This window comes from Falsiroseomonas sp. RANM36, from assembly GCF_056682175.1.
In genome coordinates, this window is sequence record NZ_JBWXTD010000003.1 from 1717706 (window position 1) to 1733473 (window position 15768).

Annotated in this window: 14 protein-coding genes, 1 pseudogene and 2 riboswitches; of the genes and pseudogenes, 6 read left to right on the forward strand and 9 right to left on the reverse strand. The window is 72.2% G+C overall.

Annotated elements, in window-relative coordinates; translation table 11 throughout:
- The 8 genes and pseudogenes from AC1MIR_RS13195 to AC1MIR_RS13230 form a co-directional block, all read right to left on the reverse strand.
- Nucleotides 1-663: pseudogene (locus tag AC1MIR_RS13195) on the reverse strand (hypothetical protein); the annotation flags it as partial.
- Between the two features lie 115 nt (nucleotides 664-778).
- On the reverse strand, nucleotides 779-1918 hold the full coding sequence (locus AC1MIR_RS13200; protein ID WP_480028609.1) for a flagellar motor protein MotA: 1140 nt from the start codon (nucleotides 1916-1918) through the stop codon (nucleotides 779-781).
- Nucleotides 1919-1927: 9 nt separating this feature from the next.
- Nucleotides 1928-2383, reverse strand: coding sequence for an OmpA family protein (locus AC1MIR_RS13205; protein WP_480028610.1), 456 nt, complete (start codon nucleotides 2381-2383; stop codon nucleotides 1928-1930).
- A 244-nt stretch (nucleotides 2384-2627) separates the two neighbouring features.
- A complete protein-coding gene (gene gcvP / locus AC1MIR_RS13210; protein ID WP_480028611.1) occupies nucleotides 2628-5531 on the reverse strand; it encodes an aminomethyl-transferring glycine dehydrogenase in 2904 nt (967 codons plus the stop codon).
- On the reverse strand, nucleotides 5528-5905 hold the full coding sequence (gene gcvH, locus AC1MIR_RS13215) for a glycine cleavage system protein GcvH (protein WP_480028612.1): 378 nt from the start codon (nucleotides 5903-5905) through the stop codon (nucleotides 5528-5530). The genes gcvP and gcvH overlap by 4 nt, the downstream gene beginning before the upstream one ends.
- Before the next feature lie 12 nt (nucleotides 5906-5917).
- Entirely contained in the window at nucleotides 5918-7027 is a 1110-nt protein-coding gene (gene gcvT, locus AC1MIR_RS13220) for a glycine cleavage system aminomethyltransferase GcvT (RefSeq protein ID WP_480028613.1), read from the reverse strand.
- Nucleotides 7028-7080: 53 nt separating this feature from the next.
- Nucleotides 7081-7184: riboswitch (glycine riboswitch) on the reverse strand.
- Between the two features lie 2 nt (nucleotides 7185-7186).
- A riboswitch (glycine riboswitch) is annotated at nucleotides 7187-7290 on the reverse strand.
- 43 nt (nucleotides 7291-7333) lie between these two features.
- Nucleotides 7334-7906 (reverse strand): histidine phosphatase family protein, encoded by a 573-nt coding sequence (locus tag AC1MIR_RS13225; RefSeq protein WP_480028614.1) that lies wholly within the window; start codon nucleotides 7904-7906, stop codon nucleotides 7334-7336.
- The gene (locus AC1MIR_RS13230; RefSeq protein WP_480028615.1) at nucleotides 7903-8469 is read right to left on the reverse strand and encodes a hypothetical protein; all 567 of its coding nucleotides are present in this window, start codon (nucleotides 8467-8469) and stop codon (nucleotides 7903-7905) included. The genes AC1MIR_RS13225 and AC1MIR_RS13230 overlap by 4 nt, the downstream gene beginning before the upstream one ends.
- A gap of 145 nt (nucleotides 8470-8614) precedes the next feature.
- On the opposite strand from AC1MIR_RS13230, the gene ispH reads away from it, so the two are divergent.
- The 6 genes from ispH (at nucleotide 8615) to AC1MIR_RS13260 (ending at nucleotide 14590) form a co-directional block, all read left to right on the forward strand.
- Nucleotides 8615-9622 (forward strand): 4-hydroxy-3-methylbut-2-enyl diphosphate reductase, encoded by a 1008-nt coding sequence (gene ispH / locus AC1MIR_RS13235; RefSeq protein ID WP_480028616.1) that lies wholly within the window; start codon nucleotides 8615-8617, stop codon nucleotides 9620-9622.
- Between the two features lie 6 nt (nucleotides 9623-9628).
- Nucleotides 9629-10609 carry a homoserine kinase gene (locus AC1MIR_RS13240; protein WP_480028617.1) on the forward strand — a complete coding sequence of 327 codons (981 nt, stop codon included), beginning with the start codon at nucleotides 9629-9631 and terminating at the stop codon, nucleotides 10607-10609.
- A gap of 23 nt (nucleotides 10610-10632) precedes the next feature.
- Nucleotides 10633-11076, forward strand: coding sequence for a ribonuclease HI (rnhA, locus tag AC1MIR_RS13245; RefSeq protein WP_480028618.1), 444 nt, complete (start codon nucleotides 10633-10635; stop codon nucleotides 11074-11076).
- 155 nt (nucleotides 11077-11231) lie between these two features.
- Nucleotides 11232-11783: a cysteine dioxygenase family protein gene (locus tag AC1MIR_RS13250; RefSeq protein ID WP_480028619.1), complete on the forward strand. Its 552-nt coding sequence runs from the start codon at nucleotides 11232-11234 to the stop codon at nucleotides 11781-11783.
- A gap of 201 nt (nucleotides 11784-11984) precedes the next feature.
- Complete coding sequence (locus tag AC1MIR_RS13255) at nucleotides 11985-12917, forward strand: helix-turn-helix domain-containing protein (RefSeq protein ID WP_480028620.1); 933 nt, start codon at nucleotides 11985-11987, stop codon at nucleotides 12915-12917.
- Between the two features lie 143 nt (nucleotides 12918-13060).
- Nucleotides 13061-14590 carry a DUF1254 domain-containing protein gene (locus tag AC1MIR_RS13260; protein WP_480028621.1) on the forward strand — a complete coding sequence of 510 codons (1530 nt, stop codon included), beginning with the start codon at nucleotides 13061-13063 and terminating at the stop codon, nucleotides 14588-14590.
- Nucleotides 14591-14808: 218 nt separating this feature from the next.
- Here AC1MIR_RS13260 and moaB read toward each other — a convergent pair whose 3' ends face one another.
- Nucleotides 14809-15348 (reverse strand): molybdenum cofactor biosynthesis protein B, encoded by a 540-nt coding sequence (gene moaB, locus AC1MIR_RS13265; RefSeq protein ID WP_480028622.1) that lies wholly within the window; start codon nucleotides 15346-15348, stop codon nucleotides 14809-14811.
- Between the last annotated feature and the right edge of the window lie 420 nt (nucleotides 15349-15768).

Sequence of the window (15768 nt, forward strand, 5' to 3'; positions counted from 1 at the left end):
GGGGCCGCGCGCCTCGGGGGGGGGGGGTGGGGGTGCGCGGGGGGGGCCGTGGGGGGGCGCCGGGGGGGGGGGGGTGGGGTGGTCGCGCCGCACCGCCTCCAGCGCGGCGCGCTCGGCGGCCAGCAGGCGCTGCGCCTCGTTCAGCGTGCGCGCGGTGCGCACGGCGTCGCCGCCCACCGCCTCGGCCCGCGCCAGCGCCTCCGCCAGACGTCCTTCGAGTTCCGCGACGCGCGCCGCGCCGCCGCGCGCCGCCACCTCCAGGTCGGCCAGCCGCGCCGCCAGCCGGTCGCGCTCGCCGCGCGTGGTGTCGCGCTCCGCCGCCAGCCGGTCGCGCTCGTCGCGCAGCAGGGACAGGCTGCGCTGCGCCGCGTCCCGCGCCGTCGCCGCCGCGCGCAGCTCGTCGTTCGTGCGGCCGAGGGCGTTGCGCAGCTCCTCCGCCTGGCCGCGTTCCAGCGCCAGCAGCTCGCCGAGTTCCGCCACCTGCCGGTTCAGCCGGTCGAGCGCGCGGTCCCGCGAGGACAGCGCCACGGACAGGAACCCCTGGGAGAGCACGAAGACCAGCAGGACGAAGATGATGACCATGAGCAGCGTGGACAGCGCGTCCACATAGCCCGGCCATGCATCGATCCCGCCCCGGTCCCGCCTTCCCCGTCCGAGCGGCATGCCTAGACGGCCCCTGCGGGGCCGCGCATGCGATTCGGATCGCCGGTGCGCGCGGCGCGCCGCCGCTGCGCCCTTCGATCATCGCAGGCGCCGCCGCCCACGCGCCCCACCGGCATCACTGCCGCGGCTCCTCCGCCAGCGCCGCGATGGTGCGCGCCAGCACCTTGATCTCGTTGCGGATCTCGGCGGTGGCCTGCAGCCGGCCCTGGCTCATCTCCTCGAGGATGCGGGCCAGGTAGAGCTCGAGGTTGCGGATATGCCCCCGCGTCGCCTCGTCCATCGCGCCGCCGCCCGCGGCGTCCGCCATGCGCTGCAGCGTCGGCTGCATCTGCGCCTGCGCCTCCGCCATGCGGCTCATCAGCACCTGGGAGGCGCGCATCTGGTCGGCCAGCACCGACAGCCGCTCGGTCAGCGTCATCAGCGCCTGGTTGCCGACGCTGCGGCCTTCCTCGTTCCGCGCCATCGCGCGCTGCAGCTCGTCCATGTTCTCGGCGCTCTGCTCCAGCAGCGCCTGCACATAGGCCGGCATCGAGCCCTCGCCGTCCTGGCCGAGCGCGCCGGAGGACAGCCGCGTGGCGCCCGCCAGCCAGTCCTCCAGCTCCGAGTAGAAGCGGTTCTGCGCCTGCCCCGCCTGGAGATCGAGGAACCCCAGCACCAGCGCCCCCGCCAGGCCGAGCATCGAGGACGAGAAGGCGATGGACATCCCCCGCAGCGGCTCGCTCAGCCCGGCCTTGAGCTGGTTGAACAGCGCGTTGATGTCGCCGGTGCCGACCGACATGTCGTTGATCACCTGCGACACCGACCCGATGGTCAGCAGCAGCCCCCAGAAGGTGCCGAGCAGGCCGAGGAAGATCAGCAGCCCCGTGGCGTAGCGCGAGATCTCCCGCTGCTCGTCGAGGCGCGAGCCGATGCCGTCCAGCAGGCTGCGCATCGCCATGGTGGAGAGGCTGAGCCGCTCGCTCCGCCGGCTGGCCAGCATGGAGGCCATCGGCGCCAGCAGCTTCGGCGGCGGCCGGCTCGGCGCGCCCGGCGCGGGATTGCGGAAGCCTTCCAGCCACTCGACCTCGCGCGTCAGCGCCAGCACCTGGCGGATGGTCCAGCCGATGCCGAGCACCAGCACCGCCAGGATGACGCCGTTGAGCAGCGGGTTGGCCGCGAAGGCGTGGCTGATCTCCCCGGCGAGCAGCCCCGCCAGCCCCGCCACCGCGGCGAGGAAGACGAGCATGCGCCAGAGATACGTGGTGGGGCTGGTCATGCGCGGGCCTTACCCCCTCTGTCCGCTGCGTGTCGCGCCCGGCGGCAGGATGTCCGCGGCGTCGAGCCCGGCCGGGGTGCGGCCCAGCGCGCGCACATCCACCCGCGTCTCCTCGAGCCCGCCCGCGACCATCGCCTGCCGCACCGCGAGCGCGCGTTCCAGCGACACGCGCCGCGCGGTCGAGGCATCGTTGCGCGGCCCGCTCGCCTGGCCTTCGACGGTGATCCGCCCCGTGCCCGCCGGCTGCGCGGCCAGCCGGCGGCCGATCTCGGCCCGCGCCGCGGCGGCGCCGGCGGGCAGGGCGACCTCGTTGCCCCGGAAGCTGACGCGCCAGGCGCCCTGCGGCAGCGGCGCCATGCCGGTCGGCAGCGCCATCGGCGGCGGCGGGGCGCCGCGCGTCTGCGCCCACGCCAAGCCCGGCGCGGCGGCGATCGTCAGCGCGAGCAGGGCGCGGCGGCGGTTCATGCGGCCAAACTACCCGTTGCGCCGAGTCGGCGCCACGCAGCGTCTTTCTGGTGCCCTCAGACGCGTCGAGCCGAAGGCACGCCTGCGGCGTGACGCGCGACCTCCGGTCGCTTGGCTTCGCCGCACCGGCGGCGGCGCCCATTCGGGCGCTCGGCCGGCTGTCGCCGTCCGCAGGTCAGCCCCTTGCTTGGCGGACATCATCCGCCAGAGATGCCCGCCCCGCCTGCCGGCCGCAAGCGCGTTGCTACTCCGCCGCCTGGGCGTAGGCCTCGAGCGGCGCGCAGGTGCAGACCAGGTGGCGGTCGCCATGGACGTTGTCCACGCGCTTCACCGGCGGCCAGTATTTGTGCGCGGCGACCCAGGGCAGCGGGAAGGCCGCCTGCTGGCGCGAATAGGCATGCGTCCAGGCGTCGGCCATCACCTCGGCGGCGGTGTGCGGTGCGTTCTTCAGCGGGTTGTCCGCCTTGTCCGCGCGGCCCTGCTCGATGGCGCGGATCTCCTCGCGGATCGCCACCATCGCCTCGATGAAGCGGTCGAGCTCGGCCTTCGGCTCGGATTCGGTCGGCTCCACCATCAGGGTGCCGGCCACCGGCCAGGACATGGTCGGCGCGTGGAAGCCGAAATCCTGCAGGCGCTTGGCGATGTCCTCCACCGTCGCGCCGCCGTTCTGCTGGAAGCCGCGGCAGTCGAGGATGCATTCATGCGCCACCATCCCGTTCGCGCCGCGATAGAGGATGGGGAAATGCGGCGCGAGTTTTCGGGCCACGTAGTTGGCGTTGAGAATCGCCACCTGCGTCGCCCGCGTCAGGCCCTCGGCGCCCATCATGCGGATATAGGCGTAGGAGATCGGCAGGATGGACGCGCTGCCGAAGGGCGCCGCGCTGACCGGCCCAAAACCCTTGGCAGGGCCGGCTTCCGCCAGCAGCGGGTGGTTCGGCAGGTGCGGTGCCAGATGCGCCGCGACGCCGATCGGGCCGACGCCAGGGCCGCCGCCGCCATGCGGGATGCAGAAGGTCTTGTGCAGGTTGAGGTGGCACACATCCGCGCCGATCGCCGCCGGCGAGGTGAGCCCCACCTGCGCGTTCATGTTCGCGCCGTCCATGTAGACCTGCCCGCCCTTCGCGTGGATCAGCGCGCAGATCTCCCGAATTTCCGTCTCGAAGACGCCGTGGGTGGACGGATAGGTCACCATCAGCGCGGAGAGGTTCGCGGCATGCTGCTCGGCCTTCGCGCGCAGGTCGTCGAGATCGACGTTGCCGTCGCGGTCGCAGCCGACGACGACGACCTTCATCCCCGCCATCACCGCGCTGGCCGGGTTGGTGCCATGCGCGCTGGACGGGATCAGGCAGACATCGCGATGCCCCTCGCCGCGCGCCTGGTGCCAGGCGCGGATCGCCAGCAGGCCCGCATACTCGCCCTGGCTGCCCGCATTCGGCTGCAGCGACACCGCGGCGAAGCCGGTGATCGTGGCGAGCCAGGATTCCAGCCTGCGGATCAGCTCGATGTAGCCCTCCGCCTGGTCCACCGGCGCGAAGGGATGGATGGCGCCGAAGCCCGGGAAGGTGACCGGGATCATCTCCGCCGTCGCGTTCAGCTTCATCGTGCATGACCCCAGCGGGATCATGCTGCGGTTCAGCGCGACGTCCTTGTCCTCGAGCGACTTCAGGTAGCGGAGCATCGCATGCTCCGCGTGATGCGTGTTGAAGACCTGCGCGGTGCAGAAGGCGCTCTGCCGCGCAAGTGCCGCCGGCGCGCCGCCGAGGGGCGCGATGGAATCAAGCGGCAGCGGCTGCGCCTGCGCGGCTTCCGTGACCGCCATGACGAGCTGCGCGAGGTCCTTGCGCGTGACGGTCTCGTCCAGCGCGATACCCACCACGCCATTCGCGTGGCGCGCCAGGTTGAAGCCGCGCTTCAGCGCCATGGCGATGAGCGCATCGGCCTTGTCGCCGGCCTCGATCGCGATGGTGTCGAAGAAGGACTGGTGCGCCAGGCCGAAGCCCGCGGCCTTCGCCGCGCCGGCCAGGATGCGCGCCTGCAGCGCGACGCGGCGCGCGATGCGCCGCAACCCCTCCGGCCCATGCCACACGGCATACATGCTGGCCATCACCGCCAGCAGCACCTGCGCAGTGCAGATGTTGGAGGTCGCCTTCTCGCGCCGGATGTGCTGCTCGCGCGTCTGCAGCGCGAGCCGCATCGCGGGCGCGCCGGCGGCGTCGAGCGACACACCGACCAGACGGCCGGGCATGAGGCGCTTGAGAGAATCCTTCACCGCCATGAAGGCCGCATGCGGCCCGCCATAGCCCATCGGCACGCCGAAGCGCTGCGCCGAGCCGACGACGACATCGGCACCCATCTCGCCCGGCGGCGTCAGCAGGGTCAGCGCCAGCGGATCGGCCGCGACGATCGCGAGCCCGCCCGCCGCCTGCACCGCCGCGATCTCGGCGCGCAGGTCGCGCACCTCGCCGGTGGCGCCGGGATACTGCAGCACCAGCGCGAAGGGTTTTTCGGCCGCGACCGTCGCCGCGATCTCGGCCGGCTTCGCGACCACGACCTTGAAGCCCAGCGGCTCCGCGCGCGTGCGCACCACGGCGATGGTCTGCGGCAGCGCATCGGCGGCGAGCACGATGGTGTCGGACTTGCCCTTGGTCGCGGCATGCGCCAGCGCCATCGCCTCGGCCGCCGCCGTCGCCTCGTCCAGCAGCGAGGCGTTGGCGACGTCGAGGCCGGCGAGGTCGGTGACCATGGTCTGGAAGTTCAGCAGCGCCTCCAGCCGGCCCTGTGCGATCTCCGCCTGGTAGGGCGTGTAGGCGGTGTACCAGCCGGGATTCTCCAGCACGTTGCGCAGCACCACCGGCGGCGTCAGCGTGCCGTGGTAGCCGAGGCCGATCAGCGACTTGATGTCGGCGCGGTTGCGCGCGGCCAGCGCGCGCAGCTCGGCGATCGCCTCCGCTTCCGTCGCGGGCTCCGGCAGCGCGGCGGGGAAGCCGGCGCGGATCGCGGAGGGCACGGTCTTCGCGGCGAGATCCTCGAGGCTCGTCGCGCCCACCTCGCGCAGCATCGCCGCGATCTCCGCCTCGGAAGGCGCGACGTGGCGGCGGATGAACTCGCCGTGGTCCTCCAGGGCCGCGAGGTCCGAGAGCGCGCTCATGCCGCGCTCTCCACGAAGGCGGCGTAGCCGGCCTCGTCCATCAGATCCGCGACGGCCGCGGCATCCACGCCCTCGAGCTTGAAGAACCAGCCCTCGCCCGTGGGGTCGGAGTTGATCAGGCCGGGATTCTCCGCCAGCGCTGAATTGGATTCCGCCACCTTGCCCGCGACCGGCGCATAGACGTCGGAGGCCGCCTTCACGCTCTCCACCACCGCGACGGATTCGCCTTCCGTCACCTCGCGCCCGGCTTCGGGCAGGTCCACGAAGACCACGTCGCCCAGCGCGTTCTGCGCATGGTCGGTGATGCCGACCGTGGCGATGTCGCCCTCGAGCCGGATCCATTCATGGTCCTTGGTGAAGCGCAGTTCGGCCATGGAGGGCACTCCTCAGCGGGCGTAGCGGTGGGGGGTGAAGGGCAGGGGGGCGACGCGCGCCGCAAGCGGCTTGCCGCGCACCAGCAATTCGAGAGGCGTGCCGTCCGCGGCGTGCTCGCGCGCGACATAGCCCATGGCGACGGGGCCGTTCACGGAAGGCCCGAAGCCGCCGGAGGTGACCTCGCCGACCTTCTGGCCGGCGGCCTGGATCTCGGTGTGTCCGCGTGCCGGCTGGCGCCCCTCGGGCTTGATCCCGACGCGGAGCCGTTTTGCACCGCTGTCGAGTTCCTGCCGCACGCGATCGGCGCCGGCGAAATTCCACTCGGTGCGGCGGCGCTTGCCGATGGTCCACACCAGGTTGGCCTCGACCGGGCTCGTCGTCTCGTCGATGTCGTTGCCGTAGAGGCAGAGCCCGGCCTCGAGCCGCAGCGAATCGCGTGCGCCGAGCCCCGCCGGCTGCACGCCCGGCAGCGCCAGCAGCGCGCGCGCGAATTTTTCGGCCGATCCGGCCGGCACCGAGATCTCGACGCCGTCCTCGCCGGTGTAGCCGGAGCGGCTGACGATGGCGGGCACGCCCGCGATGTCGAAGGCGCCGATGCCCATGAAGGAGAGCCCGGCGATGCCGGGTGCGAGCGTCGCGATGGAAGCGACCGCCTGCGGCCCCTGCAGCGCGACCAGCGCGCGATCGGGCAGCGGCCGCAGCGACACGCCGGCGGGCAGCGCGGCGGCGATGAGGGCCAGGTCCTCCGCCTTGCGGCTGGCATTCACCACCAGGAACAGGCGGTCCCCGAGATTGGCCACCATGAAGTCGTCGAAGATGCCGCCGGTCATGGTCATCAGCAGGCCGTAGCGCTGCCGCCCGGGCTTGAGGCCCTGCACATCGGCCGGCGTCAGCGCCTCCAGCGCCTTGGCCGCGCCCTCTCCGACGAGTTCCGCCTGGCCCATGTGGGAGACGTCGAACAGCGAAGCCGCGTCGCGGCAATGCAGGTGTTCCTGCATGATGCCGGCCGGGTACTGGACGGGCATGGCATAGCCCGCGAAGGGAACCATGCGCCCGCCGAGTTCGCGATGCAGCGACGCCAGGGGCGTTTCCAGCAGGGGGGTGTCAGGCGACTCGGCCACGGTGCCTCCATGGGCTCCCGCCGCCTGGATGGCGCCGGGTCTTCCGTGGCCCCCCTCTGTCCCGTGACCTGAGAGATTCGGCGGCGGCTCCGTGGAGGAACCGTGGCGCCTTACTCCGTCGGTGCCGCGCCCCGTTCGAGGCGCGTCTTTCCAGAGGTCCCTACCCGCGCGGCCCTTCTGCCTGAGCGTTTCCGGGGGCCGGTTGCGCCTTCGGCGGATGCCCGGGCCTCGCGGCCCGTGCCTCTCTCTCCCGCGCGGGATCTGCGGGATGAGCGGGTATGACGCAGCGCCCGCCGCGACGCAACCTCAGGCCAGCGCCCGCCATTCCTCGGTCAGCAGGCGCCATTCCGGCAACGACACCGCGAACCAGCAGCCCGCCGAGGGCTGGTCCAGCGCGCGGGAGATCGGCGCGCCCAGCAGATGCCCGCGCAGCAACGCGCCGACGCCGCCATGCGCGGCGACCAGGATGTCGCCCGGCTCCGGCGTCTCCGCCACCACCGCCCGCACCGCCGCGACGATGCGCGCCTGCGCGTCCACCGCGCGTTCCCAGCCGCGCACGCTTTCCTCCGGCCGCGCGAAGAAGGCATCCGCCATGCGCTGGAACTCGGGCGGCGGCAGGTAGCCCGTGGCGCTGCGGTCGTTCTCGCCGAGGTCCTCCCGCACCCGCACGCCGATCCCCTTCGCCGCCGCCAGGAGTCCGGCCGTCTCGATCGCCTTGCATTCGATGCTGGCCCAGGCGGCGCCGACGCCCTCCATGCCGCCGGCGGCCACGAAGCGGCGCAGCTTCGCGATCCCCTCCGGTGCCAGGTGCCATTCCGGCACCGGCACCGCGGGATCGATCACCACCTCCGGATGGGTGAGGAAGACCAGCCGCCTCACCGCGCGCCGCGCTGGCGGTTGAAGGCGAGTTCGTCGGGGGTGAGCTGGAAGGCGATGCGCACCGGATATTCCTGGATGCGCGTGCCTTCCTCCGCCCGCACCGTCAGCCGGACCTGCCGCCCGGTGGCCAGGGCGCGGGCGACATTGGCCGGGAAGCTGACCTGCGTGCTGGCGGGGATGCGTTCCAGCGTCACGCTGTCCGCCGGGTCGCTGACCGCCACGAACCAGGGCAGCTCCACGCTGCGGCCGTCGGCGGCGGGGCCGCGCTCGGCCTCGAAGCGCGGCGTGATGCGCACCTCCACGGCACTGCGGTCGCGCCCGGCATAGTCGCAGGTGGCGTCGAAGCCGATGATCCGCGCATCCACCACCATCGCCGTCAGGTCGCGCGGCGCGCCTTCCCGGAAGCGCGTCAGGTCGGCGCCCTCGGCCAGGATGGCGATGCGCGGGCAGGGGGCCAGGCCGACCGGCGCCGTGTCGCCGCCGCCACAGCCCGCCAGCAGCAGCGGCAGGGCGAGGATCCCCGCACCGGCGAAGCCCTGCATCAGCCTTTTCCCTTGCCGCATCCCATGTTCCTTCTCGGGCCCTTAGATCCGCGCAGATCCGCGCCGCCGGGTATGGCCTTCCGCCATCCCCTCCGGTATCGCATCGCCGCCTGCCCGGGGCCAACCCCGCCGCCTGCATCCGAGACCGAGCCGAACCGCCCTGCGCATGACCCCGCCCGCCGCCCGGCCGCCGCTTCGCCTGCTGCTCGCTGCCCCGCGCGGCTTCTGCGCGGGCGTGGACCGCGCGGTGAAGATCGTGGAGGAGGCGCTCACCCGCTTCGGTGCGCCCGTCTATGTGCGGCACGAGATCGTGCACAACCGCCATGTGGTGGACGGGCTGCGCGCCCGCGGTGCCGTCTTCGTCGAGGAACTCTCGGACATCCCGGATGACGGAAGGCCGGTGATCTTCAGCGCGCATGGCGTCGCCAAGGGCGTGGTGTCGGAGGCGATGCGCCGCCGCCTGTTCACGCTCGACGCCACCTGCCCGCTGGTCACGAAGGTGCATCGCGAGGTCGAGCGGCACCACGCCCGCGGCCGCCACCTGCTGCTGATCGGCCATGCCGGCCACCCCGAGGTGGTCGGCACCATGGGCCAGCTGCCCGAAGGCGCCGTGACCCTGGTGCAGGACGTGGCGGAGGCGCGGAGCGTCGCCCCGCCCGAGGGCGCCGCGCTCGCCTGGAGCAGCCAGACCACGCTGTCGGTGGACGACACGGCCGGGATCGTCGCGGCGCTCACGGAACGCTTCCCCGGCATCGCCGGCCCCGCGAAGGACGACATCTGCTACGCCACCTCCAACCGCCAGGCCGCGGTGAAGGCGCTGGTCGCGCAGGGGGCGGAGGCGGTGATCGTGGTCGGCGCGCCGAACTCCTCCAATTCGCGCCGCCTCGCGGAAGTGGCGGAGCGCGCCGGGGCGCGGCGCGCGCTGCTGGTGGAAGGCCCCGCCGCCCTCGACCTCGACGGGCTGGAGGGCTGCGCCGCGATCGGCCTGACCGCCGGCGCCAGCGCGCCGGAATCGCTCGTGCAGGCGGTGATCGCCGCCCTCGACGCCCGCTTCGCCCTGGCGGTCGAGGAGCTGCGCGTCGCCGAGGAGACCATCGCCTTCCGCCTGCCGCCCGAACTCGCCCGGCCTGTCCCAGACCGCCTCGCCGCGCGCGGCCACCTGGCGGCGGACTGAGGCGCCATGGCCGTCTACACCGAGGTCTCGGACGAGGCGCTGCGCGCCTTCCTGGCCGAATACGACCTGGGCGACCTGCTCGCCTTCCGCGGCATCGCGGAGGGTGTGGAGAATTCCAACTACGCGCTGCGCACCGCGAAGGGCGACTACATCCTCACGCTCTACGAGAAGCGCGTGGATCCGAACGAACTGCCCTATTTCCTCGGGCTGATGGACTACCTGGCCTTCCGCGGCGTGCCCTGCCCGACGCCCGTGGAGGGCCGGGACGGCGAGGCGCTCCGCAGCCTCTGCGGCCGCCCGGCGGCGATCTGCACCTTCCTCGAGGGCGTCTGGCCGCGCCGCGTGCGACCGGAACACCTGGCCCCGCTCGGCGCGGCGCTGGCGAAGCTGCACACCGCCGGCGCGGGCTTTCCGGAATTCCGCCCGAATGCGCTGGGTCCGAAGGGCTGGGCGCCGCTGCTCGATGGCTGCCGCGCCGGCGGCGACGCGGTGGCGCCGGGCCTGATCGCGGAACTCGATGCGCATCTGGCCGCGATCCTGGCCGCCTGGCCGTCGGCCAACGCCCTGCCGGACGGACAGATCCACGCCGACCTCTTTCCCGACAACGTGTTCTTCCTGCCCGATGCCGCGGGCAGGCCGCAGGTCTCGGGGCTGATCGACTTCTACTTCGCCTGCACCGACCTGCTGGCCTATGACGTCGCGGTGTGCCTGAACGCCTGGTGCTTCGAGCCGGACGGGTCGTTCAACGTCACCAGGGCGCGGGCGCTGATCGGCGCGTACGCCGCCGTCCGTCCGCTCTGGCCGGCCGAGCGCGCGGCGCTGCCGGTGCTGTGCCGGGGTGCGGCGATCCGCTTCCTGCTGACGCGCCTCTATGACTGGACGCACACGCCGCCCGGCGCGCTGGTGACGCGCAAGGACCCGCTGGAATACCTGCGCAAGCTGCGCTTCTTCGCGCGCGCCGAGAGCCCCGGGGCGATCGGCGCGTGATCCGCGTGAAGGAAGCGGGCCGCATGGCCGAGGATGCGGTCGAGATCTGGACCGATGGCGGCTGCCGCCCGAATCCCGGACCCGGCGGCTGGGCGGCGATCCTGCGCTACGGCGCGACCGAGAAGGAGCTGTCGGGCGCCGATCCCGCCACCACCAACAACCGCATGGAACTCACCGCCGCGATCAGCGCGCTGGAGGCGCTGAAGCGCCCCTGCAAGGTGGTGCTGCACACCGACAGCGAATACGTCCGCAACGGCATGGAGCGCTGGGTGAAGGGCTGGGTGCGCAACAACTGGCGCAACAGCGCGCGCGACCCGGTGGCGAATTACGAGCTGTGGCAGCGCCTGCTCGCCGCCGCCGCGCCGCATGACGTGGACTGGCGGTGGGTGCGCGGCCATTCCGGCGATCCGATGAACGAGCGCGCGGACGCGCTGGCCACCGCCGCGCGGCAGTCGCTGGCGCCCTGACCGATCCTCCTGGAGCCAGGCGCGCGGCTTTGCTTCTGGTGGTGGCCGCGCGAAACAGGAACACCTCCCGGCGTGCTCGCCAACAGCATCCTGTCCTTCGCCGCGCGCATCGGCGTAGGATGTCCTTGCGGAACCCTGCGTGAGGGAGGCAGTCCATGCTCGATCTCGACCGCTTCGTCGCCGATTGCCGCGAGGCGCTTGCCGCCGATGCCGGCGGACATCGTCATGTGCGGGAGGTGGTCTCCCGTGCCGTCGCCGATCCCGACGGGGTGATGGCCGCCATCGGCGCGCCGCAGCGCGCCGGTCTCAACGTGGTGTATCGCGCGCCGGACCTGACCGTGCTGAACCTGGTCTGGGGCCCGAACATGCTGCTGATGCCGCATGACCACCGGATGTGGGCGGTGATCGGCATCTACACGGGGCGCGAGGACAACATCTTCTGGCGCCGGCTGGAGGGTGGGCGCGTCGAGGCCGCCGGCGCCAAGGCGCTCGGCGTGCGGGACTGCACGGTGCTCGGCAAGGACATCGTGCATTCCGTGGTGAACCCGATCCCGCGCCTGACCGGGGCGCTGCATGTCTATGGCGGCGACTTCTTCGGCGTGGAGCGCAGCGAGTGGGACCCGGAGACGCTGAACGAACGGCCCTATGACGGGCAGAAGGTCGTCCGGATGTTCGAGGAGTCGAACGCCGCGCTGACGGGGCGGTAGTCGCCGCCCTCCGCCGCCGGTGGCAGGCGGATGGTGAAGGCGCCCTCCGCGAAGCCGATCGCCGCGTCCCTCGCGCCGGGCAGGCGGTCGTGCCGGTTCGATTCCGGGCGCATTCATTCCCCCAGCGTCGGCCTACAGGCATCCCTTGATACTGGGCCGGGTACGGCCAAGAATTCCGCCTCTGGCGCATGTAGGGCGTGAATGTCGCTTTCGGTCACGAAGGAATTCTCCTCCCCCGAGGAAATGTCCGCCTCGATCTCCGGCGCCGAGGTGGAGTTTCTGGCACTCGGTCGCGCGCGCTACCGCTCGAGGCTGACGGTCTTTCCGCTGGAGCAGTTCTCGATCCAGAGTGTCCGCGACAGTCCGCACTGCGCCCGGGGCCATGTTGCGCGTGATACGTCGATGCTGCTTTTCATGCTTGATCCGGGGGCGGCTGCACGCGTGAATTCCGAGGCCCTCGACTTCACGGACGTGGCGGTGCTTGGTGCCGGGGCGGAACTGTACACGAGCTTGGCCAGCCCGGTCGGCTGGGCGACGGTCGCGCTGCCAGCGGACTTCGCGGAGGCGCTTGCCAGCGATGGCGCGTTGGCGCCGGCGCCCGGGCGCATCGGCGTTGTCCCGAAACTCCTGCAACGCATACCGGGCCTGCTGCATGCCGTCCGTGCCGTGATTCGGGAAGCCGAGCAGGCACCCGACGTGCTCGCCGAGGCCGCGGCGACGGAGGCCATGGGCGAAACGCTGCGGGAGCAGGTCCGGCTCGCACTTCTCGGCGGCGTGCTTCCGGACCGCTTGCCGCGCGCCGTGCGCGGACGGATGCGGACGGCACGCCGCCTGGACGAGTATCTCCTCGCATATCCGGAGGCGCAGCTCTCGACCCGGCACCTATGCCGGGCGCTGGGTGTCTCCGAGCGCGGCCTGAGGGATGCCATCGCGGCCGTGCACGGCATCAGCCTGCAGGCCTATGTTCGGCTGCGGCGCCTTGAGAGGGCCCGCGCCGCGCTGCTGGAGGAGCCCGACCAGCCTGGACGGGTGAAGAAGGCCGCGCTGTCCTGCGGCTTTCTTCATCTCGGCCGCTTCGCCGAGGCCTATGCGCGGCGGTTCGGTGAGCCCCCTTCGGCCACCAGGCATCGCTGACCGCCCCGCCCGGTGCGGCACCGGGGGGCTTTTCAGTCCGAAGTCGCAACTTGCCGGATATGGACTGCGCCCGGCCTTCCGCTGCCGTGGCAGCGGGCGATACTCGGCGGTTGGGAAGGCAAACAGTTCGGGATCGGCATGCCATGGACATCTCGCGACGCGACATCCCCGCGGCCCTCGCCGGGATCGCGGCCCTCGCGCAGCTCGGCACGGCCTTGCCGGCGGCGGCCCAGGGTGCGGCGCGACCGCGCATGGCCACCAACATTCCCGAAGGCATCGCGGTGCCGAACCGCCTCGAGACGCGAGTCGGCACCTTCGAGTTCTTCGACGGCGTGCCCCTGCAGGCCTCGGCGCAGCGCCTCTATGACATCGTGGACCTCTCGCGCGGCATCCAGGCCTATCTGCGCGTGCTGCCGGCGGCCTCGCTCTCGGCCATGCGCGCTGGGCTCAAGGCGAAGGGCTGCGTGAACAACACCATCGGCATCTTCGAGACCCTGATGGATTCGCGCACCCTCTTCCTCACCGCGAACACGGACTCGATCTACACGACGAACTGGCTCGACCTCAGCGAAGGGCCACTGGTGATCGAATCGCCGCCGAACGTGCTCGGCTTCATCAACACCTTCTGGTTCGACTATGTCTGCGACATCGGAAATGCCGGACCGGACCAGGGGCGCGGCGGCAAGTACCTGCTGGTGCCGCCTGGCTACGACCGGCCGCTGCCGGAGGGCTACCACACCTTCCGCACGCCCACCGTCAATAATTGGCTCGCCTGGCGAGGGTTCCAGGTGAACCGCGACCCGCGCCCGGCGGTGGAGAGCATCAAGGCGCACGCGAAGATCTATCGCCTCGACCAGGCGGCGAACCCGCCGCCGACGCGCTTCGTCAACCTCTCCGGCGTCGAGTTCAACACCATCCACCGCAGCGACGACGGCTACTTCCACGAAGTGGACGAGGTGGTGCAGGCCGAACCCGCCGGCGTCGCCGGCCCCGAGGTCACGGGCCTCCTCGCCGCGATTGGTATCGTCAAGGGGCAGCGCTTCGCGCCGGACGATCGGATGAAGCGAATCCTCCACGAGGCCGCCGCGATCGGCAACGGCGCGTCGCGCGCCATGGCCTATTCGAGCCGCGATCCCCGGGCGCCGATCTACCCGAACAGCCAGTGGGTGACGCCCTTCATCGGCGGCAGCTACGAATTCCTGCACGCCGGAGCACGGCTGTTCGATCCCCTCTCGTTCTTCTTCTTCTACGCCACGGGCATCACGCCGGCGATGACGATCCAGCGCGTCGGCCTGGGCTCGCAGTACCTGGCGGCGATGATGGAATCGCCCGAGCGGCCCTTCGACGGCGGCAAAACCTACCGGCTGCACCTGCCGCCCAATATCCCGGCTAAGGATTTCTGGTCGCTCACGATCTACGACACGCAGACGCGTTCAATGCTGCAGACGGACGCCCAGTTCCCGGGCATCGGCACCTACAGCCGAGGCATCGCCAGGAACCCTGACGGCTCGATCGACCTCTTCGTCGGGCCGCGCGCGCCTGCGGGCAAGGAGCGGAACTGGGTGCAGACCATCCCGGGCAAGAGCTGGACAGCGGTTTTCCGCCTCTATGGGCCGCTGCAGCCCTTCTTCGACAAGGCCTGGCGGCCGGGCGAGTTCGAAAGGCTCGACTGACAAGGGGTTCCGGGGCGCGCCTCCGCCCTCTTGCAGCACAGGCGCGAACAGCACCGCTGGGTTGTGGCAAGCGTCCCAGAGGTTGCGCGCGACGTCGCCCGCAAGGCGTCAAGCCCGCCCATGTCACCCGCCGAACGGCCGGGCGCACCGCCTGCCGAACGGACCGCGTTCCCGGCCGCGCATCCGTTCACCCCGGCGCGGCTTCCGGCCGCACGGTATCACGCCGCCCGAAGATGCTCCTGCAGGCGGGGCATGAGCTCCACCAGGTTGCAGGGGCGGTGCCGGCTGTCGAGCTGGAACAGGAGGATGTCGTCCCAGGCATCCTTGCAGGCGCCGGTGCTGCCCGGCAGCGCGAAGAGGTAGGTGCCGCCCGCGACGCCGCCGATCGCCCGCGACTGGATCGTGGAGGTGCCGATCTTGGCGTAGCTGAGCATGCGGAACAGCTCGCCGAAGCCGGTGATCTCCTTCTCCAGCACGCGGGCGAAGGCTTCCGGCGTCACGTCGCGGCCGGTGATGCCGGTGCCGCCGGTGGTGATCACGCAATCCACCTCCGGGTCGGCGATCCAGCGCCGCAGCACGCCCTCGATCATCGGCGCCTCGTCGCGGCAGATCTCGCGCGCCGCCAGCCGGTGGCCGGCGGCGACGATGCGCTGCGCCAGCGTGTCGCCGCTGCGGTCGGAGGCGAGGTCGCGCGTGTCGGACACGGTCAGCACCGCGATGTTCACGGGCAGGAAGGTGCGGCTCTCGTCGATCGGCATGGCGGAACTCCCTGCCGGCGAAGATAGGCGCCGCGCGCGGGGGGGCCCGAGGCCGAGGCTGCGGCCAGGCTCGGCTCCGACGGCCCGCGCTTCGCCGCCGCGCTGGCTTTCGGCGAGGGCATGCCGCGATTCCGCCTGGGCGCCCCGCAGGCCCCGCAGGAGCAAGCCGGGTCGCGGCTCGGCCTGCTCTGCGAGGCGCTTGCCGAGCACGGCACGGTGCGGGGCGCGGCAGGCAGGGAGGCCTGCGCGGCCGGGTTCGGCGCCCGGGCGGCGCCGGGGCCGGGCGGGCCCGGGGGGCGGCGGGCGGGGGGGCGGGGCGGGGGGGCGGGGGCGGGGCCGGGGGGGCGGCGCCCCCGCCTGGTCGGCGCGGCGTCAGCGCTTCCCGCCGAGCTCGGCGGCGATCGCCGCCTCGATGTCGTC

Coding starts and splice junctions, on each gene's coding strand:
- AC1MIR_RS13200 (WP_480028609.1), bottom strand. CDS start 1,918: ATGACCAGCCCCACCACGTATCTCTGGCGCATGCTCGTCTTCCTCGCC.
- AC1MIR_RS13205 (WP_480028610.1), bottom strand. CDS start 2,383: ATGAACCGCCGCCGCGCCCTGCTCGCGCTGACGATCGCCGCCGCGCCG.
- gcvP (WP_480028611.1), bottom strand. CDS start 5,531: ATGAGCGCGCTCTCGGACCTCGCGGCCCTGGAGGACCACGGCGAGTTC.
- gcvH (WP_480028612.1), bottom strand. CDS start 5,905: ATGGCCGAACTGCGCTTCACCAAGGACCATGAATGGATCCGGCTCGAG.
- AC1MIR_RS13230 (WP_480028615.1), bottom strand. CDS start 8,469: ATGCGGCAAGGGAAAAGGCTGATGCAGGGCTTCGCCGGTGCGGGGATC.
- ispH (WP_480028616.1), top strand. CDS start 8,615: ATGACCCCGCCCGCCGCCCGGCCGCCGCTTCGCCTGCTGCTCGCTGCC.
- AC1MIR_RS13240 (WP_480028617.1), top strand. CDS start 9,629: ATGGCCGTCTACACCGAGGTCTCGGACGAGGCGCTGCGCGCCTTCCTG.
- rnhA (WP_480028618.1), top strand. CDS start 10,633: ATGGCCGAGGATGCGGTCGAGATCTGGACCGATGGCGGCTGCCGCCCG.
- AC1MIR_RS13250 (WP_480028619.1), top strand. CDS start 11,232: ATGCTCGATCTCGACCGCTTCGTCGCCGATTGCCGCGAGGCGCTTGCC.
- AC1MIR_RS13255 (WP_480028620.1), top strand. CDS start 11,985: ATGTCGCTTTCGGTCACGAAGGAATTCTCCTCCCCCGAGGAAATGTCC.
- AC1MIR_RS13260 (WP_480028621.1), top strand. CDS start 13,061: ATGGACATCTCGCGACGCGACATCCCCGCGGCCCTCGCCGGGATCGCG.
- moaB (WP_480028622.1), bottom strand. CDS start 15,348: ATGCCGATCGACGAGAGCCGCACCTTCCTGCCCGTGAACATCGCGGTG.